We start from the raw sequence: 20,196 nt of genomic DNA, 5'->3' as shown, positions 1-20,196 counted from the left end.
GGCGTGGGTAAGAGCAAAAGAAACAGTGGCCCGAAACAGGGCAGTAATCGTGCAGCGCTGATAGCTGCACGCGAAGCCGAGCGCGCAAGTCTGGAGGCGGCGCCGGTTCGGCCGTTCCAGGGTGTGGCGGCCGAGTGCGATCTCGTCGCGATGCGCGAGTTCGTTCCGTCGGCGACGGCGGTGGCGCCGGTGGATGCGTCCGGTCGGACGATCACCATTGCGACGGTGCTCCCCGGTGCGGTTGCCGCGTTGGTCCGGGAATCGGATTCGGGGGTGAGTGGTTTCGTCGGTCTGCAGGTACAGGCGCATTCGCCCAATATCGCGGCCGACTTGGCGAGCGCTCTGGAGTGGGCGCGGCAGGCCGCACCGGGTGAGTCGTTGGATGCGTCGACTCCGGACGGCAACACGCCTGCACTGGCAGAGGTCCTCGACCCGTCGGCGCAACTGGACATCACCGTGTACCAGGATTTCAACTGGTGGCTGCCGGAGGGCCTCGAGCCCGCGCCCGATGTGGCTGCGACGGTGGAACGCGCCAACCAGGCGATCATGCCGTCTGCGCGTCTGGAAGGCGACGGTCTCGTCGCTGCGTGGTGGGTCGATGCGGGAGCCAAGGCACATCTGCGGTGGGTTCGCCCGGAGAGCGAGGACGATCTGATGCTGGCGCTCGCTCGCCTGCATGCGGCAGGGGATCTGACGTTGGGTGAAGGCTCGCGGTACGCCGGTTCGTTCCGTGCGCACGGCCTGTTGGTTCCGGTGTTCGATCTCGATCCCGAAATGCATCCGACCGAGTGGTCTTTGCCGGCCGTGACATTCGGTGAGAAGTTGAACGAGGCACTCACGGTGGAGGGCCCTCTGACGTCCGAGCAGCTGCGCTCGCGAGATGGGCTTCGTGGCCGTCAGGTGACTCTGCGCTGACATTGCGCTGAAACCGAATGTGGAAGCTATGCCGCTGGCATAGCTTCCACATTCGGTAGAGCGCGTCTGAGGTTTCTACAGGGAGCCGCCTGCAGGTCGCGGTGCGCTGGTGTCCGGTGCTGCGGGAGTGCTCATCTCGCGGGCGACGAACTCCTCCAGATCGAACAGGTTGTGGCCTGCGCGGTCAGCGATGTTGAGCAGCGTCGTCATGCTCGCAACCTCCTCGACCTGCTCCTTGAGGAACCACTGCATGAATTGCTCGCCCACGTAGTCACCCTCTTCGCGAGCCGTGCTCGCGAGCTGGATGATCTGCTCGGTGACGGTCTCCTCCTGTGCGAGGGCCAGCGCGATGGGCTCGCGTGCGTCGGTGAAGACGGACTTCGACGGATCGACGCCGGTGAGCTCGACGGTGATGTCGCGGTCGAGGAAGTACTGGACGATCATCATCGCGTGGTTGCGCTCTTCTACGGCCTGTGCGTAAAAGTGCTTGGCCAACTGCGGGAGATCGGCATTGTCGAAATACACTGCCGTGGCAATGTATTGGTGCGAGGCGTTGAATTCGTTGCGGATCTGGTCACGCAGAAGTGCGTGAAATTTCGAATGTGTGGTGTCTTTGATGTCAGCGCTCATGTCGTAGAGAATAGGCTGGTCAGAGGGCATTGTCATGCAAGCTCAGCCTTATTGAGGCCACGGTTGCCTACATTAGATCTACCTAACTCTTTACTTTTCCTTGCGTAAGAATCGACGTATTTCCGCTCGTTCGGACCCGGGTCCTCAGCAGATTTCGGTGGTCATGGACCGCTTGTCAGCAAATCCTGCGGGATCTGGCGGTCCTGCGCCAGTGCGTCGAAGAATTGGGATGCGCGATCGTTGTCCCACAGCAAGACGTTGCCTACGTCGGAGTCTTCGAAGCCGGCGACGGGCACTGTCGTCGTGACGAGATCGCCGCGCATGGCCCATGCCAGCGAAGCCAGGTTCCAGAAGTGGTCGCCCTCGTCCACGCTGAGCGAGGAGGCGGTGTCCTTCATCAACGGCCAGATGCGCAGTGGATTGAGATAGGTAGCCGGACTGGTCGCCTTTGCGAGCAGCGCCGACATGAACTGACGCTGATTGTTCATTCGATCGAGGTCGGCGAGGGCCGTTGCACGCGAACGCACGAAGCCGAGCGCGTCGGATCCGGCCAACTCCTGGCAGCCTGCAGGCAGGCTGATGCCGGCCAGCGGATCGTCGATGGCGGACTGGAGGCAGACGTCGACACCGCCGAGCGCGTCGACGATCCCGGCGAAGCCGCCGAATCCGATCTCCGCGTAGTGGTCGATGCGTACCCCGGTGGCACCCTCGACGGTCTGTACCAGCAGTGGAGGACCTCCCAGAGCGAACGATGCGTTGAGCTTGTCCTGCCCATTGCCCGGTACCGAGACGTAGGAGTCACGGGGCAGGCTGACCATCGTGGTCGCACCGCTGCCTTCGGGTATGTGAATCAGAATGATCGTGTCGGTACGACTCGGTCCTACTTCACCGCCCGTCGCCAACGCAGCTTCCTGCTCGGGCGTCATGCCGGCGCGGCTGTCGGACCCGACGAGCAGCCAATTGGTGCCAGGGGTGTCGGCGACGCGGCCATCGTAGCTGCTCAGCGCATCCACGCGTGTCAGTGAGCTGTCCACGAAGTAGACAAGTCCGCCGACCAGCAGCGCCAATACGAGAAAGACAAGGCCGAACCGGCGACCCCAGTGACGCTTCCTGCGCACACGCGGGGGTTTTGCCGGCTCCGGCCGCCTGGGTGAGCGTTGCGGGGGAGGTGGGGTCCTGCGTCGTGGTGGTTCCCCGCCGTACCCCTGTTCGCTGTAGGGCTGTGGGGTCTGGCGAGGGGCCCAGTCGGGTTGGCGCGGGTGATGCTGTGTCGAATTCGGTGGGCGTGCCACCGAGCCGGGCTCGGGCGCCTGGGACCATGCCTGCTGCTGTGGACGACCGTCCCGACGGATGACTTGAGTTCCCTCGGGAGGTGGTGGGGGTGGGGAGCGCCGGTTCGGGGGTGGTGGCCGATAACCGGGAGGCGGCCGGTGGCCGGGAGGGGGACCCTGTCGAGGGTTCCCTCTGTTCCGCTGGTCGTCGTTCACGGATCGACTCTACCTACGGCAGCCATGAGAGATGGCCACGCAAGGCGGTGTAACCGACGAAAGCAACGATGTCGATGAGCGCATGTGCGATCAGTAGTGGCCATAGTCGGCTGGTCTTCTGCCAGTACCTTCCGAAGACGAGGCCCATGGCCAGGTTGCCGATGCCGCCGCCGAGGCCCTGGTAGAGGTGATAGGACCCGCGTAGCAGCGCCGATGCGAGCAGTGAGGAATTCTCGCTGAATCCGAGGCGTCGGAGCCGGGAGATCAGATACGCGACCACGATGATTTCTTCGGCGGCAGAGTTGGCGAATGCGTATGCGACGAGAGCTGGGATTCGCCACCAGTGATCGTCGATCGTGCTCGGCACGACAGTGAGATTGAGCCCGAGGGCGTTGGCGACGAGATAGAGCAGCAGTCCGGGGATGCCGATCAGCGCGGCCAGACCCAGCCCGGGTAAGGCATCCCTTTTCCACCTCGGTTTCGCAAGGCCGATAAGACGAGGCCCCAGACCCGCGCGCCACAGGAGATACATCCCGAGGGCGCCCCAGGCGCAGAGCCGGAGGATACGTAGAAGCTGGTAGAGCAGATCGATTATCCCGAGGCTCGAACTCGAGGTGTTCAACGCGACGGTCTGTTCCGACAAGCTGCCCGCGACCATCGCGCTCTCGACGAGCGAGAGGATGCTGCTCAGCCCGCTGAGCCCGAACGTGACCAGCAGAACGATTGCAATCTCGATCTTGATTGCTCGTCGCTCGGTCGGGTCCGGTGGTGGGCCGGTGTCAGGCGTGGGTGGCGACAGCCAGCCTTTGAGGGCGATCACGTAATGAGTGTGCCCTGTCGGTCGGTGTTCTCAGCTGCGAGCTCGCAGTCCGTTCAGAAACGGGCATCCGGCGAGTACACGGAGGGCACGGCTCAACGCCATGCTGTCATCGACGGGCTGGGCGAAAGGCAACCGAACGTCGTTGTCGCCGTGGTCGCTCTCGATGCGCAAGCTGATCCCGTATCGATCGATCCCCAGCGGCCGGAGGCGGCCCCGACGGAGCGATGGCGGCAGTTTTCTGGCCAGCTGATCGATGAGCTCGGGATGGTCGATCTCGAGGTGTTGCAGCCAGCTCGTCTCCATCTCCCAGAAGGGGTCGGGCTCGGCGGCGAGGAGGTCGTCGACGTCGACGGGTTCGGCGCCGGTGCTGTCGGCGACCACCGATGACGAGAGGATGAGGCGGAGAAGGATTGTTCCGTGGCCGATGTCGAGCAACGCCGGGTGGGGATGCTCGGCAGCTACGGCGCCTGCCATCGCCCGCATGAGCGAGGCGGGCACGGGTCGAAGCTCCCCGCGTAGCCACACCAGTGATCGGACAGATTCGCGCAGCTCCAGCGGTGCATGATCGGTCAGTTCGAGGACCGCGAGTACCCCGTCGCGCGAGGGTTGTCGAGCGAGGGTCGCTACTTCCGAATCCTCCGGCACCGCAACTATGACTTCGCCGTTCGAGCGCAAGTGATGAAGCAGGGTGACGACAGATTCGCTTCCCTCGATCGCCAGCCTTGCACCTTCCGCACGCGCGCAGGCGCTGCGGACTCGTTCAGCGGTAGACGGTCCGGTGGTGGTGGCGCCGATCATGAGTTCCCCCGATGCGGTATCTGGTAGGTGAGGCAAACCTAAGTTAGTTGACGCTTGCCTTGATCGCAAGTATTCGGCGCGAATTTCCCCGGTCTACCGTGTAACGGTGTCCATTCCACTCACCTTGGGTGCGCCCCACCGGCCCGATCCGCAGGCGCTCGTCGCCGGGCTACTTCTTCAGCGATGCCGCACCGCCGCTGAAGCCGCGAGCTGTCCCGACGCCGTCACCACCGGCCCCCCGGTCATCGACGCGTCGGTCCTGGCTTCGGTGCGAACCGAGCAGAACTTCGGTCGGATCGTCGTCGAACTCGACATCGATCCGGACGATCTTCGGAATAATCGACAAGCCTCGTACGAGGTGGTCAGGTACCACGTGAACGTGCGCGAGGACACGCTCGCGGAAGCCACGTCACTGCGGCTACCGTCGCCGCTGGTGATATTTCCTGATCTGACCGAGGGCGACGTCATGGAAACGGTGACGGCGATCGTCGAAGCGCATCGCACTCCTGGGTTCGGAGCATGGGAATCTCCGCGTCGGATCGCCGATGTCCTCGCGGTGGTCGCGCACGCCGAAGTCGGATTCTCCGCTCGCGCGCGATCGGGCGAAGAAATACTCGCTATTCTCGCGGCCACCGTCGCTGCACTTCGGGGCGACGACATCCTGCGAGCGCTGGCCGAACCGGACATCGGTGCTCTGATCGCGCTACGCCCGGAGGCGGCTGAAGCAGTGAGAACGGTATTGCTCGGCATCGAAGTGGACGACGCGGTCGACGCGCACGCAGTCCTTCTCGCAGCCGGCCTTCTTGCAGACTGATTGGTCTGACGCGTTTCTGTGGACCCAGTAACCTCGGATCGTGCCTGCAATCGCGTATTTCGGTCCATCGGGAACATTCACCGAGATGGCCCTCGGTCAATTCATTTCACTCGGCGTTCTCGACGAACTCGGCCTCACCGGGGACGTCGAGAGAGTCCCGCTGTCGAGCCCTCCGGCGACGTTGCAGGCAGTTCGCGACGGCGACGTGGTGGCAGCCGTCGTGCCGATCGAGAGCTCGGTCGAGGGGTCGGTTCCGCCGACTCTGGACGCCCTCGCCGTCGGAACGCGACTGCAGATTCTCGCCGAGACCGAGATCGAGGTAGCCTTCTCGATCCTCGGTGCCCCCGGCATGACGCTGGCCGAGGTTCGAACGATCCGCGCCTATCCCATTGCTGCAAACCAGATTCGGCAATGGCTCGAGGTGAACCTGCCGGGCGTGGAGGTGCAGTTCGCCTCCTCCAACGCAGGCGCCGCCGAGGACGTCGCTGCAGGGTTTGCAGATGCCGCAGTGTCGACGACTCTCGCGGGTGAACGCCTCGGACTTCCGGCATTGGCCCACGGTGTCGCCGACGTTGCCAATGCGCGCACGCGGTTCGTCCTCGTCGGAGCCCCGCGGCCTGCGCTCGCCCCCACCGGGGCGGATCGCACCGCGGTGGTGTTGATGCCGGACAATCAGCCCGGCGCTCTGCTCGGTGCACTGTCCGAGTTCGGGATCCGCGACATCGACCTCACCAGAATCGAATCACGGCCCACCCGAACCGAATTCGGGACCTACCGGTTCTACGTCGATTGCGTCGGACACATCGATGATCCAGCCGTGTCCGAAGCTCTCGGAGCGTTGCATCGCAAGATGGAACTTCGATACCTTGGATCTTGGCCTGTCGCCACGGGAACCGGACGGACGCCCCCGTCGTTGGACAAGGAGATCGAGTGGTTGGCGGGATTGCGCGCCGGAAAAGGGGACAGATGACGGGCAAGCTGATCCTCGTCCGACATGGCCAGACGTTCGGCAACGTAGCCAAAAGGTTGGACACGCGGCCGCCCGGGGCCGCCCTCACTGATTTCGGTCATGAGCAGGCGCGGAAATACGGGCAATCCATAGCCGGTAGACCGCCCTCGGTGCTCGTGTCCTCCGTTGCGCTGCGCGCACGGCAAACCGCCGAACACATAGCGCTGGCGACGTCCTCGATGATGGTCGAGCGTGATGGCCTGCAAGAAGCCTCCGCAGGCGATTGGGAAGACCGCACCGACAAGGAAGCGCACGACGGATTCACCGCCGTTTACGGCGCTTGGCACCGCGGTGATCTCGACGCCCAGGTGCCGGGAGGCGAGACCGGTCGCAGCGTTCTCGACCGGTACGTGCCGGTCCTCGAGCAACTACGCGAGCAATACCTGTTCGAGGATGATCCACGAGATGTGGTGGTGGTCGGGCACGGTGCTGCCATCAGACTGGTCGGTGGCGTATTGGGCGGTGTGGACGGCGCATTCGCCGCAGACAACCACCTCGACAACACCGGGACCGTCGAGCTTGCACCACTTGCCGGCGGCGGCTGGGCATGCGTCCGCTGGGGGAGCTTCGTTCTGCCATTTCAAGGCAAAGGCAGCCGCACACTCGACGATCCGATCAGTTGACCGCGCTGATCAACCGGCCGCGCCCGTGATGAGCTCCTCGATCGCAGATCGCACGCGTCCATCCGAACCAGGCGACAACGACGTCCACTGTCGGCCGTCCGCTGCCATGCTCGACGTCGCCACGATCCGGCCACGCCGAGTGTCGAAGAACGCCACCGGATTCTGTCCGACGGTCCGAATTCCGGAACCGACTGTGACCGAGGTGATCTCGGCGTGGGCTGAGCATGTGCTCATGGCTGCGGCGACGTCGGCAGCTGCCGAGTCCTCGATTCCGATGTAGGAGAGTCTCGCAGCAGTGGCGACGCGATCGGTCGGTGCGCCGTCGAGCGCCTCCGCCAGAAGATCTGTCTCCGCGGCGATTCCGTGAAACTCGAACGGTCTTTTCACGCCGAGTGCATCGAGCAGTTCCTGCGCCGGAGCCCCGACCGAAGCGCGTATGCGGAGCCATCCACCCGAAGCTACTGCGAGAACCGAACCGCTCTCGTTGGACGCCAAAGCGATCCGGGTCATCGAAGAATCGTTGGTGAAGGGTCTGTTGATCAGTCGCGCAGCGATGAACCACCGCGGTCGATCCAGAATACGCAACCACATCTCGAGGTCGGGATGAACGCGCCCGTTGGGCAACAATCCGTCGTGATCGAGACCGTCGTACCCACGTCGAAGTGCCGCCGCTCGCTCGGCAGCCCCATCGAACCGCGGGAACACGTCCAGCACTACCGGTAGCTCGACGATTCCGAGGGCCTCGACGAGGTAGTCCATCTGATCGGCGTCGAGTTCGGCGGAGGGAACGGTGTGGCCGAGAGGTCGAGTCCCCAAGTCGATCAACGGTCGTTCCATGTCGGTTCCGCGCCGATGACCGACGGTGCGACGGTGCGGCCGTCACCGAAGTGCTCGAATTGCTTCAGATAACCAGGCGTCCGGTGCTCTTCGTCTTCGTCACCCTGAGCCCCGGCCGTCGATGCCGGCCCACCGGCACCACGGGCCGTGGCTGCAGCATCGTTCGCGCCCGCTCCGAACACACCCGAGCCGTTGGCGCCTGCAAGAACGCGCTCACTGCCTGCCACCGAGGACGCGCCCCCCGGTCCGTTGGGAGCCCCGAACGCGGTGCTACCGAGACCGCCCGACACCCGGCCGAAGCCGACCCCGCCGGTGCCCGCTGACCCGGTGGAACCGATGGACCCGAAGGACATTGCTCGCGTTGCCGCCGAACCCGGTGCTCCAGCATCGGCTCTGCCTGCACCCGCGAGCGGTGATCCCGCCGAGCCCTGCGAAGGGTTCTGTGAGTTCATGAACGTCGACACCGCGGATCCGCCGACGTTGGTGGCCGCGGAAGCAACGGTGGTGACGCTGGAGCCGGCGATCGAACCCGCAGAGCCGGCCACCTGCCCCGCGGCAGCCACCAACGCAGGATTCTGAACTGCTGCTGTAGCTGCGGCGATGACCGCCTGAGCGGGTGAGGTGTGAGCGCTGAACCCGAAGGCTTTCGTTTCCTCGTAGGAGGTGCCCTTGGCGATACTGCCGTCGGGCCCGGAGGTGCCACCGGACGTGTCGTTGACGATCTCGGGCGGCCGATCGAACGAGACCGTCATGGCCAGCGGCGTCGTCGCAGCTTCATAGGCGTCCATGACGATCGCAGCCTGAACGTCTAGTGACTGGTCTGCAACTTCGAGTGCTTCGGCGCTGCCGTTCAGTGCGCCACCAGAGCTGTACGCGGCAACTTTGGCGGATTTCACAGCAGCTATCGCGACCGGATTCGGCATCGCAGCGACCGCAGTCGTATAGGCCGCAGCCTCGGCGAGAGCGTGTCCGCTGATCTCGGTGGCACGCGTTGCCGCACCCTGCGTCCACGCCAAAAATCCGCCGAAGCGAGCTTGGGCCGCATTGGCCGCCTCACCTTCCCAGCCGGCCGCGAGGACAGCCATGACCCGACCAACTGTGATCGATGCGTCGGTATAGGCGGCCGCAACCGACCCCCACGCGCTCGCGGCACCGATCAGCGGGGCCGGACCGGTTCCCAGCAGCAACGCCCCTGAATTTACTGTTGCAGTGCGTGGTAGCCACACGACCCCCGTTACGCCCAGTGTCACAACATCTCCCCCGTCATTTACTCAGCCCCGTCAGTGCTTGTGGATAGTCAGCTCTTCAGATTGTCAGTGCCCGACCGTGTTCGAAGTCGACATCTCGGTACGCGGACGCCTGTGCCCGCAGTGCGGCAGCAGCCTCGATCAGTTCGCCGATGGCGTCGGTGGCAGCGGGAGTGAACGAACCCGCAGCGCGAACGAAGTAGCGATTGGCGAGGAGTGAGACTTCCTCGCTGCCGGAGGGTGTGACTTGAATGGGTAGCGATGCGGCAGTCAGACTCGCCTGGAGCCGAGCTGCGAGGGCATCCAACTCGGCGGCGGCGGCCTCGAGGGCAACCGGGTCGACGCGCACATTTCCGGGCATAACCCCACTCCTTCGTCACGCAGCGAAAATTTCGCTCTCGTAGAACTTTGACGACGGCACTGGGCAATCGGTTCCACTCCGCGTAAAAAAGCTCAGGTGATTTTTTCTGCCGCAGACCGAAGGGTCCATCGCCCACCTCGGAAGTTCAGATTCGTCACCGTCGCGGGTGGGATGTCCACCCGCCAGAACGAGGACGACGGCGCGTCGAGTGCTGTGACGACGACGGCGCGGACGACAGCAGGATGCGTGACCGCCAGCAGCCGACGACGCTCGGTCGCCACCCTGTTCATCCATTGCCCGACGCGGTCGAACAGTGCGTCGATCGATTCACCACATGGTGGGACGGTGGAAGTGTCGGTGAGCCACCCCAGCAGCTCGGACTCGTCGAGGTCATCCATCGTTCGGCCGGTCCATTCGCCGAAATCGAGGTCGGCGAGGTCGGCGACGATGGCTCCCTTTACGCCGAGGACCGCCGCAGTCTGTCGAGTTCGCCGCTCCGGGGCGATCATCGTCATCTCGGCGTCCGAGTCGAACGTGAGTTCCTCCAGCCGCTTCAGCCCGCCCGAATCGACCGGTTCGTCCGAATGAAACCTGGCACGGCGCATTGCCTCGGTCGTGCCATGGCTGACCAGCGAGAGCCGCGTCACTGTCGACGGCATCGAGCACTCCTCTCCACCCATGGGCTCATCGCACCCTGGTTCCGATTGACACCGGGCTGATATCGGTGCCAGAGTTCGCGGGTAAGCGCGATGTGTACAGGCAATTCCGGTGTGAATCCGGAGCGGTTGCGCCACTGTGATCGGACCTCAGCGGTTCCGAGAGCCAGAAAACTGACACATCGCTTCGGTTCGAAAGGGACGCATAATCCCAGGAGGCATTCCATCATGGCCATCGTTCACAATCCCAGCAACGCCACGGAGTCGGCTGCCCTCGCAGTCGTCGTCGCGGCGGTGGTGCTCCTCGCATTCGTCGTGCTCTACCTGGTCGGTTTCGACCAGGGCGCCATTTCACGTAGTGGAATGTACATGCACGAACTGATGCACGACGGACGCCACCTGCTGGGTCTCCCGTGTCACTGACCGCGACGTCCCCGCGTGTGACCACCTTGCAGGGGACCTATCTTCAGTTGCTCGTCCGCGGACTCCTGGCGGGTCTCATCGCAGGTCTGCTCGCGGGCACCATCGCGTTCGTCATCGGTGAGCCTCACGTAAATTCGGCCATCGCCATCGAAGAGGCGGCAGGTGCAGCCGAGCACGCCGAAGTAACTCCGGGCGCACACTCGCACGACGAAGAAGATGCACTCGTAAGCCGTGACGGCCAACGTGCGGGGCTGTTCCTCGCAACCGGGCTGGCAGGGCTCGCGCTCGGTGCCATCTTCGCGACGGTGCTGCACTACGCTCGGCGGTTCACCTCGCTGTCCGGGTCCACACTTGCCCTCGCTGTCGGCGCGCTCGGCTGGGTGGCAATCGAAGCTGTCCCGTTCTTCAAATATCCGGCCAATCCACCTGCTGTGGGCGACCCGGACACCATCAATCAGCGCACCTGGCTGTGGCTCGCTTCTGTTGTTCTCGGGTTGTTGGCGGTAGCAATCGGAATCTACGTCGCGAAAACGGTGGCGTCGCACAGTTCGCTTGCCGTTCGGATCGCGGCTCCGCTGGCGGCGTTCCTCGTCGTGGTAGGCCTGGGATATGTACTGCTGCCCACGATCAACGAGGTCGGCGCGGACTTCCCGGCCACACTGCTGTGGGAGTTCCGACTGTCTTCGCTGGCGACGCAGGCGACGCTGTGGATCGCGCTCGGGTTGGCATTCGCATTCTTCACCGATCGGGCTGTCGGCAAGGCGCGCGAGTCGATTACGGCGTAGCTCTCGAGTTCAGCGCACCCCAGCCCGCTTCAGCGCCCAGTTGGTTCGGGCCCACCCCAGCCCGCTTGAATGGTCCATTCATACGATCAGATGTCTTGAAATCGACCATTCAAGCGGCGGGGAACTACCCGAAACCCAGTTCGTGCAAGCGCTCGTCGTCGATGCCGAAATGGTGCCCTACCTCGTGGGCGACGGTGATCGCGATCTCTCGTCGAGCGGTCTCGGGGTCGTCGACCATATCCAGAATCGGACGACGGTAGATGGTGATCACGTCCGGTAGATGCCCGCTGTACTCGTAGCGGTCGGTGAGCGCGACCCCCTCGTACAGGCCGAGGATGTTCTCGGTGGGGTGCTCTTCCTCGACGAGAATGACGACGTTGTCCATGCGGTCGGTGATGTCCGGCGGAAGCGTGTCGAGGGCGTCGCCGACAGCGTTTTCGAAGTCGGCGCGGCTCATGTCGGTAGGAATGTCATCCTCCCGACGTGATCGGGGCGGCACCGGGCAGCGGCGTCGGAAGTGCCCGACCGTCCGGGGCCGACGGCGGCGGTACCGGCGGTTGACCGTTGATGAGGATGTCGCCCTGTGCCGATCCGACGATCGTCGCGAACCCGCCCGTGTCGAGCTCACTTCCTATCGAACAGCTGACCTGACGGCTACCAGCCAGCCAACTGGTCACGTCGATGTTGTCCCAGAACAGCGTCAGCGTCTTGTCCCGCAGGGAGGTTGGGGAGCCGAGGTATGCGTTCACGGCGTCGGTGCAGACAGTCGTGAGGTAGGCGTCCTGGTCGGCCTCGTTGGGAATTCCGTTCGGAAACTGTTGGCTCAGGTCTGCGACGGAGACCACCTCGAAGGCGTGGGGCGCGCTGCAGTCGACCGGATCGGCGGGCACGTTCTGCAGGATGCCGATGCAGGTGCCGGGCTCCCACACGTTCGACTGATCCAGGTCGAGCACCGAGCCGGTCATCTCCTGCGGAATTCCCGTGTTCGTGGACTTCTGGATTCCACACCGCAATGTTCGTTCGCCCGATGCCCATCCTGCTTGGCTGGGGAACATCAGGCCGACACTGAACTTGCCGCTCGGATCGAACTTGGCACCCAAATAGTCGTCGACGGCATCGACGCAATGCTCGTCGCGTAGCTGTCCGAACCGTTGCGCTCCCGGGTAGACCGAGTTCGGAGCGAACTCGAGCCCGGGGTAGGCACTCAGATCGACGTCGGCTGCTACTTCGAATCGATGTGGGTCGGCGCAGGAGACTTCGGTGAGGTCCTGTCGGTCGGTTTCGGGGTCGTCGGTAGGCGTCCACTGCAGGCACGTGCCTGGATCGGCCGAACCGAACGTCTTGGCCGTGACGGCACCCGACGTCGCAGGCCCGGCGGCCGAGTGGGTGGCGATCTTCTCCGGTTGCGAGAAGCCACCGGACACGGAGAGCGTGATCGCAGCAGCCGCGACGGCCCCCACAGCGACGAAGGCGAGTCCTCGACGCGCACCGTGCGCCGATACTGTGCGCGGGTTGCGTGTCGTTGTGGGTTTCCCCGGCCGAACCGGATCGCTGGTGGACATCAACTCCATCATGCCCGAGTATCTTCGGTTCCTATGACAGACCCCGAGGAGACCAGTGCTGACATCGCCGAGCTTGCGGGCCGACTGTTCACGATGGCCCGCGACGGTGATGCCGAGTCGTTGAAGATATATCTGGACGCCGGAGTGCCGGTCGACCTCAACAACGAGGCGGGGGACACCCTGGTCATGCTGGCGGCCTATCACGGTCACCCGCGCACTGTTCGCATGCTGGTCGGCCAGGGTGCAGATGTGAATCGGCCGAACGAGAAGGGCCAGACGCCGCTCGCAGGCGCGGTCTTCAAGGGGGAGGACGAGGTGGTGCGGGAGCTGGTCGAGGGCGGAGCGGATCCGCACGGTGGTCATCCGTCGGCGATCGACGCGGCGCGCATGTTCGGACGCGAGGACTACCTGGTCTTGCTCGGCAAGTAAGGTTTTCCTCGTGATCGACCTGAAGTTTCTTCGTGAGAATCCCGATGTCGTCCGTGCCTCACAGCACACCCGTGGGGAAGATCCCGCGCTAGTCGACGTGCTCCTCGGCGCCGATGCGTCCCGACGGGCCGCAGTGCTTGCCGGCGATCAGCTCCGCGCCGAGCAGAAGGCCCTCGGCAAACGCGTCGGGAAGGCGTCAGCGGAGGAGCGTCCTGCGTTGTTGGCAGGGTCGTCCGAACTGGCGGCGAAGGTCAAGGCTGCTGAGGCGCGCCAGAACGAGGCAGATGCTGCGGTGGACAGCGCGCAACGCGCGTTGTCGAACGTCGTCGAAGAGGGAGCTCCGGCCGGCGGCGAAGACGACTTCGTGTTGATGGAAACCGTCGGTGAGATCCCGACGTTCGACTTCGAGCCGAAGGACCACCTCGAGCTTGGTGAGTCGCTGAAGCTGATCGACATGGAACGCGGCGCGAAGGTGTCGGGTTCGCGGTTCTACTTCATGACCGGGTACGGTGCGCTGCTGCAGCAGGGGATGTTGCAACTGGCGGCGCAGAAGGCCGTCAAGAACGGGTTCACCATGATGATCCCGCCGGTGGTGGTGCGGCCGGAGATCATGGCGGGAACCGGATTCCTGGGAGCGCACGCCGATGAAATCTACCGACTCGAAGCCGACGATCTGTATCTCGTCGGCACGTCGGAAGTCGCGCTGGCCGGCTATCACGCAGGCGAGATCCTCGACCTGTCCGAAGGCCCGAAGCGCTATGCGGGCTGGTCGACGTGCTTTCGTCGCGAAGCGGGTTCGTACGGCAAGGACACTCGCGGGATCATCCGCGTCCACCAGTTCGACAAGATCGAGATGTTTTCCTACATCAAGCCCGAGGATGCAGCGGCCGAGCATCGCAAGCTTCTCGAGTTCGAGCGCGAAATGCTTGCAGCAGTGGAGCTTCCGTACCGAATCATCGACGTCGCCGGTGGCGATCTCGGGTCCTCGGCGGCGCGCAAGTTCGACTGCGAGGCTTGGGTGCCGACGCAGAATGCCTACCGCGAGCTGACCTCGACGTCGAACTGCACGACCTTCCAGGCCCGACGCCTGGGTGTTCGGTACCGCGACGACAACGGCAAGCCGCAGATTGCTGCGACGCTGAACGGAACATTGGCCACGACGCGGTGGATCGTGGCGATCCTCGAGAATCACCAGCAGGCCGACGGGACCGTTCGGGTGCCGGAAGCTTTGGTGCCGTTCGTCGGAACGGATGTTCTGCGCTAGAGACGTGTCAGATGGTCGGCTTCACGTCGTCGGCCCAGGCGATCCGCTTCGGATTGCCGTGGCACTCGACGATCGCGGCGTGATCGCTGTCGAAGTAGTCCCACGCCCAGGACAGGAAAGCGTCGACTTTGCTGTGCGCGCCGCTCAGTAGTGCGGCATGGACGCCGAGCCACGCCGCGAATGCGAGTGGCCCCTCCACCTGATGTCGGTGCGCGCCGACCTCTGCGACAGCGGCCCCGCGGCCGATCATCGCCATGATGCCCTTGTCCTTGTACTGGAAGACCTTCCGATGCTTTCCCGCGATAGTCAGCTCGATGTTGTGGGCCGCCCAAGTCCCTGCTTGCTGAGCGACCGAACCCAACTGGGGCAATGTCCTTCCGTCTACATTCGGAATGTTCGCCACGTCGCCGACGGCGTAGACATTGTCGAACCTCGGGACGGTGAGATCGGCCAGCACGTCGAGTCGTCCGCCGGGACCGGGCTTCGCGTCGCCGGTCGCGGCCACTGGTGCCGCGGATTCGCCGCCGGCCCAGATGACGGTCCGTGAGTCGATGCGGGTGGAGTCACTGAGCACGACGCCATCGGCATCGACTGCGGTGACGCCGACCCCGAGTCGAACTTTCGCGCCGTGTTCGACCAGCTTGTCGTGTGCGTAGACATGCGAGCGTTCACTGAACGGTGCCAGCAACGCAGGCCCGTGGTTGACGAGCCAGGCCTCCCCGCGACCGCCTGGATGATTCATCTTGCGCAGAGCCGTGAACAGTTCGGCGAAGGCGCCCGCGGTCTCGACGCCGGTCGGTCCGCCTCCGACGATGACGACGTCGAGTGGATCGTGTTCACCGCGCAGCACCTCGCTGACGTGGTGACGAAGCTTCTCGGCGTCGGCGACGGAGTACAGCGGGAACGAAAATTCCTCTGCGCCGGGCGTTCCGAAGAAGTTGGCGCGCGCTCCAGCTGCGACGACGAGATAGTCGCCCGAGATCTTTTCGCCTGCGGCGGTGAGTGACAGTGAGGCAAAATCCAGGGTGCTGATCTCTGCCTGAACCACTCGGACGTTCTCGAAGCCTTCGAAGATCGTTGCGAGCGGTCGTGCGACGTCGGCGGCAGGCAACTGCGCCGTCGCAACCTGATAGAGCAACGGTTGGAATTGGTGGTAATCGTTGCGGTCGACGATGGTGACGGAAACACCTTTGTGCGCCAGTTCGTGTGCGCAGGCAATTCCACCCAGGCCGGCACCAGCGACCACCACGTGTGTCATGGGTTCCACAGTAGTTGCGTCGGCGGGTATCGGGCGGGTTTACGCTCTGCGCATGGTGCGCTTGCGGGCATGGCTTCTGAGTGACATCACCGAACAACCGTCAGGGCACCTAGGTCCCTACCGGAAGCCCACCACGGTGGCTCACACACATCCGTGGTGGAAGGTGATGTGTCTGACGGGTGTGGATTACTTCTCGACGCTGGGTTACCAACCGGGTATCGCGGCATTGGCTGCCGGCACGTTGGCACCCCTGGCCACTGTCGTCCTCATTCTTCTGACGTTGTTCGGCGCCCTTCCGGTCTACCGCCGTGTCGCTCGTGAGAGCCCGAACGGTGAGGGATCGATCGCCATGCTGGAAAGGCTGATGCCGAAGTGGAGCGGAAAGCTGTTCGTCCTGGTGCTGCTGGGATTCGCGGCCACCGACTTTTTGATCACAATGACGCTTTCTGCGGCTGACGCATCGGCACATGTCATCGAAAATCCCTTTGCTCCAACAAATTTGGGTAGCGCTCACGTGCTCATCACGTTGGCGCTTCTCGCGCTTCTCGCAGCAGTGTTCCTCAAGGGATTTACCGAGGCAATGGGAATTGCGGTCGTTCTGGTCGGAACGTATCTGGCCTTGAACATCGTAGTGATCGGAATGGGATTCTACGAGATCGCAAAGGCGCCCTCGCTCATCACCGACTGGCAGCACGCGATGACGGCCGAGCACGGCAATCCCCTGATGATGATCGCCGTCGCACTCATCGTGTTCCCGAAACTGGCGCTCGGCCTGTCCGGTTTCGAGACCGGTGTCGCGGTGATGCCGCAGATCGACGGAGGTGACAAGGATGAACTGGCCGGCCGCATTCGCGGTGCCAAACGACTACTGACCAGCGCCGCACTGATCATGAGCGGATTTCTGCTGACGTCGAGTATCGTCACCACCGTTCTCATTCCGGAGAATGAATTCGACAGCGGTGGTCAGGCCAACGGTCGCGCGCTGGCGTTCCTGGCGCACGAATATCTCGGTAGTGCATTCGGTACGATCTACGACGTCAGTACCATTGCAATCCTGTGGTTCGCGGGCGCATCGGCATTGGCGGGACTACTCAATCTCGTGCCCCGCTATCTCCCGAAGTACGGCATGGCGCCCGAGTGGGCACGCGCGATTCGGCCACTGGTACTGGTGTTTTCGGTGATCGCTTTTGTCGTCACGATCTACTTCAAGGCGAACGTAGATGCGCAGAGCGCAGCGTACGCGACGGGCGTCCTGGTGCTCATTACCTCTGCATCGGTAGCCGTGACGCTTTCTGCCGCCCGGCACGGTCAGCGAGGACGGGTGTGGCTGTTCGCGATCGTCGCAACAATTTTTGTCTACACCACGGTCGCGAACATCTTCGAACGTCCCGATGGTGTGAAAGTGGCGTCCTTCTTCATCGTGACGATTCTCGTCGTGTCCTTCTGGTCCCGGGTGTCGAGATCATTTGAATTGCGCACCACTTCAGTCGTGTTCGACGAAGTAGCGCTCCGGTTCATCGAAGAGGCGGCCGCGCGGGGAAGCATTCAGGTGGTTTGCCACGACTCTCGTCACCTCGATCTCGATGAGTACGAAGCCAAGGAAGCTCGCCAGCGTAAGGAGAGCAGCATCCCGTCGGCAGATCCGATTATGTTTCTGGAGGCGAACGTCGAAGATGCGTCCGAATTCTCGACGGATCTGCTGGTCCACGGCCGCCAGCGTGGGCAATTTCGTGTGCTGTGGGTCGACGCGGTGGCGGTGCCGAACTCGATTGCCGCGGTGCTGTTGAAGATTCGCGACACTACGGGTGTGAAGCCGGATGCGTACTTCGAGTGGTCCGAGGGGAATCCGCTGGCAAACTTGGTGAGCTTCCTTTTCCTCGGCGTCGGGGAAGTGGCACCTGTGACGCGCGAGGTTCTCCGGCGGGCCGAGCCGGATATCGAGCGTCGTCCGAACGTGCATGTGGGGTGATCGCTCGAATGGAGCTTTGAAGTTATCTGATCGTATGAATGGACCATTGAAGCGGTCAGAAGAACTGTCCCACAACGAAACCGGTAAGCAGAACGGCCGTGCCGCCGATTTCGCCACCGATCAGCGCCCACATGAATGCGTGCGTCCCGCGGACCGGATGTTCGAACTGATTGTCGGTGTCCTTCAAAAATCCGTGCACCATGTAGCTTCCGATGGCCGCGACGAAGAAGAAGACGGCGACGAGGCCGGCCGTGAGGTTCACTGCCGTCGGGAACGAGCTGAATTCGGTGAGTGCGGCGAGGACGAGCGTCGCGAACGAGTACATCAGTGCCGCACGATGCGCGATGTCGACGTACGGGTGCGCCAGGGCCGTCGGCGATGTCGCCATCTGTCTGAATTTCCAGACCCCCAGCGCCAACGCCCAGAGCAGAATCAGACCCGAGAGCAGCAGCAGAACCTTGGTGTCGATGCCCAGAGTTGTCACAGATTTCCTCCCCGTCGCGCAGATATGCGTGCACCCGACCGCATGAACGGCGCTCTGAAGCTAACTGATCGTATGAATGGACCATTCAAGCGGGCTGGTGGGCGGGCTGGTGGGTGGACGGGCTGGTGGGTGGGTGGGCTGGCGGGCTGACGGGTGGACGGCAGCACCCTCACACGACGTCACCGATGCAGTAACCGTCGGACCCGATCGTCAGGGTGAAGATCCGGTTCTGTTCGATACCGGACACGTCGGTGACGTCGGCGTAGACCGTGGTGTAGACGCCGTCGCGTGCTGCCACATAGACGCTCTCGGGGTTGTAGGACGCCGATCCGGTGAGCCGGCCGGGATTGTTCGCCAGCGGCGGCACTGTCGGCGCTCCGGTGCCCTGGGGGTCCCAGACGACCTGGTTGTCACATACGAGCGGGTAGTTGCCCTCGAGGTCCGCGGGGTTCACCGGGGTGCCAGTGAAGCGGCCGAGGTATCGCTCGACGGTGTATTCGGCTTCGGTATCGCTGTACGGCCCTGGTGATCCTGTCGGAGATACCGCTGGACACGCGTATCCCGACGCTATTTCGCTGCGCTCGACGCTGAGCGTGATGGTGGGGCTGCTCCAGGTGACCGCATACTGCCCGTCGACGCCCGGGGCTTCGGCCGTGTCGAGGATTGCCGCGACGTCGCTGTATCGAGTGGGGATTTCGGTCGGCGGAACTGTCCAGCACTTCGCCGTTACCGCGGGGACGCCGCCGGCGTCGAGGTCGGTGAGGAATGCCCGTAAGGCTCCGGCTGCCTCGGGGTTCGTCGGAATTTCGCCGACGGCCGGACCCACCGGTGGCGGCGTGATCGCAGTCGGCGGTGTGGTGGTGGTGGTGGCGGGCGGCGTGGCCGTAGCCGTTGCCGAGCGGGTTTCGGTGGGAATGCCCTGCTGGCCGTCACCCCCACATGCGGTGAGCGTGAGAACTGCCCCGAACAGTCCCACACTTGCGAAAACTATGCCTCTACGCGAACTCATCTACAGCTGACCTTCCGACTGCTTCTTCTCCCCTGGGTCTTCCAGCGACTACGCTAGCCGACTGTGGAACCCGTCTATCGATCTGTCATCGGCATCGCTCGTGTGGTCTTCGCGCTGGAAGGCCTGAAATTCAAGGTTGTGGGTGAGGAGAACATCCCTGCCACCGGTGGCGCGGTCATCGCCGTCAACCACACCGGATACCTTGACTTCACCTATGCCGGCCTGCCGCCGCGCACAGTGAAGCGTTACATCCGCTTCATGGCCAAGAAGGAAGTGTTCGACAACAAGATCTCTGGTCCGATCATGCGATCGCTGAAGCACATTGCAGTGGACCGCGGGGCCGGTGCGGATTCGTACCAGGCTGCCGTCGCGGATCTCCGCAAGGGCGAGCTCGTCGGGGTCTACCCGGAGGCCACCATCAGTCGCAGCTTCGAGATCAAAGAATTCAAGTCCGGGGCGGCGAGGATGGCGATCGAGGCCGGCGTGCCGATCATTCCGACGGTCATTTGGGGTGCGCAGCGCGTCTGGACCAAGGGCTTCCCGAAGCGACTGGGACGCACCAATACGCCCATCTCCATTGCGGTCGGCAAGCCGATCGAGCCGGTCGGTCCACCGAGTGAGCTCACCGCGAAGCTCCATTCGGTGATGCAGGAAATGCTGCTGGCTCTGCAAGAAGATTACGACCACGAGCCTGGCGCGTATTGGGTTCCCGCTCGCCTCGGCGGTAGTGCGCCCACATTGGAGCAGGCAGACAAGCTCGATGCCGAGGATCTTGCAGCGAGAAATGCTGCGCGGGAAGCGAAGAAGTCCAAGTAG

Annotated in this window: 23 protein-coding genes and 1 riboswitch; of the genes, 10 read left to right on the top strand and 13 right to left on the bottom strand. The window is 63.6% G+C overall.

Annotation, left to right across the window (positions count from 1 at the left end; translation table 11 throughout):
* Positions 1-3: 3 nt before the first annotated feature.
* Positions 4-915, top strand: a complete 912-nt coding sequence (locus E5720_RS09715; RefSeq protein ID WP_210729985.1) for a DUF5926 family protein — start codon at positions 4-6, stop codon at positions 913-915.
* A gap of 75 nt (positions 916-990) precedes the next feature.
* Here E5720_RS09715 and E5720_RS09710 read toward each other — a convergent pair whose 3' ends face one another.
* From E5720_RS09710 to E5720_RS09695, 4 genes are all read right to left on the bottom strand, one after another.
* The gene (locus tag E5720_RS09710) at positions 991-1,545 is read right to left on the bottom strand and encodes a ferritin (protein WP_136170497.1); all 555 of its coding nucleotides are present in this window, start codon (positions 1,543-1,545) and stop codon (positions 991-993) included.
* A 161-nt stretch (positions 1,546-1,706) separates the two neighbouring features.
* A complete protein-coding gene (locus E5720_RS09705; protein ID WP_210730039.1) occupies positions 1,707-2,897 on the bottom strand; it encodes an LCP family protein in 1,191 nt (396 codons plus the stop codon).
* A 148-nt stretch (positions 2,898-3,045) separates the two neighbouring features.
* Positions 3,046-3,849 carry a CPBP family intramembrane glutamic endopeptidase gene (locus E5720_RS09700; RefSeq protein ID WP_247596302.1) on the bottom strand — a complete coding sequence of 268 codons (804 nt, stop codon included), beginning with the start codon at positions 3,847-3,849 and terminating at the stop codon, positions 3,046-3,048.
* 33 nt (positions 3,850-3,882) lie between these two features.
* Positions 3,883-4,650 (bottom strand): DUF2470 domain-containing protein, encoded by a 768-nt coding sequence (locus tag E5720_RS09695; protein WP_136170494.1) that lies wholly within the window; start codon positions 4,648-4,650, stop codon positions 3,883-3,885.
* Positions 4,651-4,756: 106 nt separating this feature from the next.
* On the opposite strand from E5720_RS09695, the gene E5720_RS09690 reads away from it, so the two are divergent.
* Genes E5720_RS09690 through E5720_RS09680 form a run of 3 tightly spaced genes read left to right on the top strand, consistent with a single transcriptional unit; the run spans position 4,757 to position 7,096 of the window.
* Positions 4,757-5,464, top strand: coding sequence for a hypothetical protein (locus E5720_RS09690; RefSeq protein ID WP_136170493.1), 708 nt, complete (start codon positions 4,757-4,759; stop codon positions 5,462-5,464).
* Between the two features lie 40 nt (positions 5,465-5,504).
* Positions 5,505-6,434 carry a prephenate dehydratase gene (gene pheA, locus E5720_RS09685; protein WP_136170492.1) on the top strand — a complete coding sequence of 310 codons (930 nt, stop codon included), beginning with the start codon at positions 5,505-5,507 and terminating at the stop codon, positions 6,432-6,434.
* Entirely contained in the window at positions 6,431-7,096 is a 666-nt protein-coding gene (locus E5720_RS09680) for a histidine phosphatase family protein (protein WP_136170491.1), read from the top strand. Before pheA ends, E5720_RS09680 begins: the two co-directional genes overlap by 4 nt.
* A gap of 9 nt (positions 7,097-7,105) precedes the next feature.
* Here E5720_RS09680 and E5720_RS09675 read toward each other — a convergent pair whose 3' ends face one another.
* From E5720_RS09675 to E5720_RS09660, 4 genes are all read right to left on the bottom strand, one after another.
* A complete protein-coding gene (locus E5720_RS09675; protein ID WP_247596247.1) occupies positions 7,106-7,933 on the bottom strand; it encodes an ESX secretion-associated protein EspG in 828 nt (275 codons plus the stop codon).
* On the bottom strand, positions 7,918-9,183 hold the full coding sequence (locus E5720_RS09670) for a PPE domain-containing protein (protein ID WP_247596246.1): 1,266 nt from the start codon (positions 9,181-9,183) through the stop codon (positions 7,918-7,920). Before E5720_RS09670 ends, E5720_RS09675 begins: the two co-directional genes overlap by 16 nt.
* A gap of 55 nt (positions 9,184-9,238) precedes the next feature.
* On the bottom strand, positions 9,239-9,541 hold the full coding sequence (locus E5720_RS09665) for a PE domain-containing protein (protein WP_136170490.1): 303 nt from the start codon (positions 9,539-9,541) through the stop codon (positions 9,239-9,241).
* A 92-nt stretch (positions 9,542-9,633) separates the two neighbouring features.
* On the bottom strand, positions 9,634-10,200 hold the full coding sequence (locus E5720_RS09660) for a histidine phosphatase family protein (RefSeq protein ID WP_136170489.1): 567 nt from the start codon (positions 10,198-10,200) through the stop codon (positions 9,634-9,636).
* A gap of 55 nt (positions 10,201-10,255) precedes the next feature.
* Positions 10,256-10,394, top strand: a riboswitch (cobalamin riboswitch).
* A 31-nt stretch (positions 10,395-10,425) separates the two neighbouring features.
* On the opposite strand from E5720_RS09660, the gene E5720_RS09655 reads away from it, so the two are divergent.
* Together E5720_RS09655 and E5720_RS09650 are read left to right on the top strand one after the other, a co-directional pair.
* Positions 10,426-10,620, top strand: a complete 195-nt coding sequence (locus tag E5720_RS09655) for a CbtB-domain containing protein (protein WP_084348167.1) — start codon at positions 10,426-10,428, stop codon at positions 10,618-10,620.
* A gap of 26 nt (positions 10,621-10,646) precedes the next feature.
* The gene (locus E5720_RS09650) at positions 10,647-11,405 is read left to right on the top strand and encodes a CbtA family protein (protein WP_136172556.1); all 759 of its coding nucleotides are present in this window, start codon (positions 10,647-10,649) and stop codon (positions 11,403-11,405) included.
* Between the two features lie 124 nt (positions 11,406-11,529).
* On the opposite strand, the gene E5720_RS09645 is transcribed toward E5720_RS09650, so the two are convergent.
* The gene (locus E5720_RS09645) at positions 11,530-11,862 is read right to left on the bottom strand and encodes a metallopeptidase family protein (RefSeq protein ID WP_136170488.1); all 333 of its coding nucleotides are present in this window, start codon (positions 11,860-11,862) and stop codon (positions 11,530-11,532) included.
* A 13-nt stretch (positions 11,863-11,875) separates the two neighbouring features.
* Positions 11,876-12,967, bottom strand: a complete 1,092-nt coding sequence (locus E5720_RS09640) for a septum formation family protein (protein ID WP_136170487.1) — start codon at positions 12,965-12,967, stop codon at positions 11,876-11,878.
* 33 nt (positions 12,968-13,000) lie between these two features.
* Here E5720_RS09640 and E5720_RS09635 point away from each other — a divergent pair, with 33 nt between their 5' ends.
* Together E5720_RS09635 and serS are read left to right on the top strand one after the other, a co-directional pair.
* Positions 13,001-13,396 carry an ankyrin repeat domain-containing protein gene (locus tag E5720_RS09635; RefSeq protein ID WP_136170486.1) on the top strand — a complete coding sequence of 132 codons (396 nt, stop codon included), beginning with the start codon at positions 13,001-13,003 and terminating at the stop codon, positions 13,394-13,396.
* Between the two features lie 10 nt (positions 13,397-13,406).
* On the top strand, positions 13,407-14,660 hold the full coding sequence (serS, locus tag E5720_RS09630; RefSeq protein ID WP_136170485.1) for a serine--tRNA ligase: 1,254 nt from the start codon (positions 13,407-13,409) through the stop codon (positions 14,658-14,660).
* A 7-nt stretch (positions 14,661-14,667) separates the two neighbouring features.
* Here the strand turns inward: serS and E5720_RS09625 are convergent, their stop codons facing one another.
* On the bottom strand, positions 14,668-15,918 hold the full coding sequence (locus tag E5720_RS09625) for an NAD(P)/FAD-dependent oxidoreductase (RefSeq protein WP_136170484.1): 1,251 nt from the start codon (positions 15,916-15,918) through the stop codon (positions 14,668-14,670).
* A gap of 52 nt (positions 15,919-15,970) precedes the next feature.
* On the opposite strand from E5720_RS09625, the gene E5720_RS09620 reads away from it, so the two are divergent.
* Positions 15,971-17,887, top strand: coding sequence for an amino acid transporter (locus E5720_RS09620; RefSeq protein WP_136172555.1), 1,917 nt, complete (start codon positions 15,971-15,973; stop codon positions 17,885-17,887).
* Positions 17,888-17,942: 55 nt separating this feature from the next.
* Here E5720_RS09620 and E5720_RS09615 read toward each other — a convergent pair whose 3' ends face one another.
* Positions 17,943-18,371, bottom strand: coding sequence for a hypothetical protein (locus E5720_RS09615; protein WP_136170483.1), 429 nt, complete (start codon positions 18,369-18,371; stop codon positions 17,943-17,945).
* 169 nt (positions 18,372-18,540) lie between these two features.
* On the bottom strand, positions 18,541-19,380 hold the full coding sequence (locus E5720_RS09610) for a hypothetical protein (RefSeq protein ID WP_136170482.1): 840 nt from the start codon (positions 19,378-19,380) through the stop codon (positions 18,541-18,543).
* Positions 19,381-19,443: 63 nt separating this feature from the next.
* Between E5720_RS09610 and E5720_RS09605 the strand changes: the two genes are divergently transcribed.
* On the top strand, positions 19,444-20,196 hold the full coding sequence (locus E5720_RS09605) for a lysophospholipid acyltransferase family protein (RefSeq protein ID WP_136170481.1): 753 nt from the start codon (positions 19,444-19,446) through the stop codon (positions 20,194-20,196).

This window comes from Rhodococcus sp. PAMC28707 (assembly GCF_004795915.1).
In the GTDB taxonomy this organism is placed as follows: domain Bacteria; phylum Actinomycetota; class Actinomycetes; order Mycobacteriales; family Mycobacteriaceae; genus Rhodococcoides.
Note: the sequence above shows the minus strand (reverse complement) of the source record. Positions and strands in the feature narration are given on the sequence as shown.

What these genes read in the sequence shown, in the direction of transcription:
- E5720_RS09710 (WP_136170497.1), bottom strand. Translation starts at nt 1,545, where the DNA reads ATGAGCGCTGACATCAAAGACACCACACATTCGAAATTTCACGCACTT.
- E5720_RS09610 (WP_136170482.1), bottom strand. Translation starts at nt 19,380, where the DNA reads ATGAGTTCGCGTAGAGGCATAGTTTTCGCAAGTGTGGGACTGTTCGGG.
- E5720_RS09680 (WP_136170491.1), top strand. Translation starts at nt 6,431, where the DNA reads ATGACGGGCAAGCTGATCCTCGTCCGACATGGCCAGACGTTCGGCAAC.
- E5720_RS09645 (WP_136170488.1), bottom strand. Translation starts at nt 11,862, where the DNA reads ATGAGCCGCGCCGACTTCGAAAACGCTGTCGGCGACGCCCTCGACACG.
- E5720_RS09640 (WP_136170487.1), bottom strand. Translation starts at nt 12,967, where the DNA reads ATGTCCACCAGCGATCCGGTTCGGCCGGGGAAACCCACAACGACACGC.
- E5720_RS09665 (WP_136170490.1), bottom strand. Translation starts at nt 9,541, where the DNA reads ATGCCCGGAAATGTGCGCGTCGACCCGGTTGCCCTCGAGGCCGCCGCC.
- E5720_RS09660 (WP_136170489.1), bottom strand. Translation starts at nt 10,200, where the DNA reads ATGCCGTCGACAGTGACGCGGCTCTCGCTGGTCAGCCATGGCACGACC.
- E5720_RS09695 (WP_136170494.1), bottom strand. Translation starts at nt 4,650, where the DNA reads ATGATCGGCGCCACCACCACCGGACCGTCTACCGCTGAACGAGTCCGC.
- E5720_RS09655 (WP_084348167.1), top strand. Translation starts at nt 10,426, where the DNA reads ATGGCCATCGTTCACAATCCCAGCAACGCCACGGAGTCGGCTGCCCTC.
- E5720_RS09635 (WP_136170486.1), top strand. Translation starts at nt 13,001, where the DNA reads ATGACAGACCCCGAGGAGACCAGTGCTGACATCGCCGAGCTTGCGGGC.
- E5720_RS09675 (WP_247596247.1), bottom strand. Translation starts at nt 7,933, where the DNA reads ATGGAACGACCGTTGATCGACTTGGGGACTCGACCTCTCGGCCACACC.
- E5720_RS09620 (WP_136172555.1), top strand. Translation starts at nt 15,971, where the DNA reads ATGGTGCGCTTGCGGGCATGGCTTCTGAGTGACATCACCGAACAACCG.
- E5720_RS09625 (WP_136170484.1), bottom strand. Translation starts at nt 15,918, where the DNA reads ATGACACACGTGGTGGTCGCTGGTGCCGGCCTGGGTGGAATTGCCTGC.